Source organism: Chromohalobacter sp. HP20-39 (genome assembly GCF_033052815.1).
Lineage (GTDB): Bacteria > Pseudomonadota > Gammaproteobacteria > Pseudomonadales > Halomonadaceae > Chromohalobacter.
The window spans coordinates 1-452 of sequence record NZ_JAWHTP010000154.1 but is presented as its reverse complement, the minus strand read 5'-3'; the positions used below and the strand labels follow the sequence as shown (position 1 = coordinate 452).

Annotated in this window: 1 protein-coding gene; it reads right to left on the bottom strand. The window is 68.6% G+C overall.

Annotation, left to right across the window (positions count from 1 at the left end; all coding sequences use genetic code 11):
• A partial coding sequence (locus RVY79_RS17410; RefSeq protein WP_317465738.1) for a diguanylate cyclase domain-containing protein occupies nucleotides 1-452 on the bottom strand: 452 nt, incomplete at both ends.

Below are 452 nucleotides of genomic sequence, written 5' to 3'. Positions count from 1 at the left end.
ACCCGCTTGGCCCGCTCGGCCGGGCAGGCTTCCAGCAGCACCGCGAATTCATCGCCGCCGAGCCGTGCGACCGTGTCGGAAGCCCGTACCGCCTCCTTCAGCAGGCGGCCGACCTGCTTGAGCAGTTCATCGCCCACGCTGTGGCCGCAGGCGTCATTGACGAGCTTGAACTGGTCCAGGTCGATGTAGAGCAGCGCATGCTGGTCCTCGAACTCGCGCGCATGGGCCAGCAGGCGGCGCAGCCGCGATTCGAACTCGACCCGGTTGACCAGCCCGGTCAGCGCATCGTGGCTGGCGCGGTAGGCGACTTCGCCGGACAAGCGCCGCTGCTCGGTCACATCGTGGAAGACCAGCACCGCGCCGAGCAGTTCACCGGCCTCGTTGACGATGGGGGCCGAGCTGTCCTCGATGCCGAACTCCTGGCCCTGGCGCGACAGCAGCAGGGTGCGGCT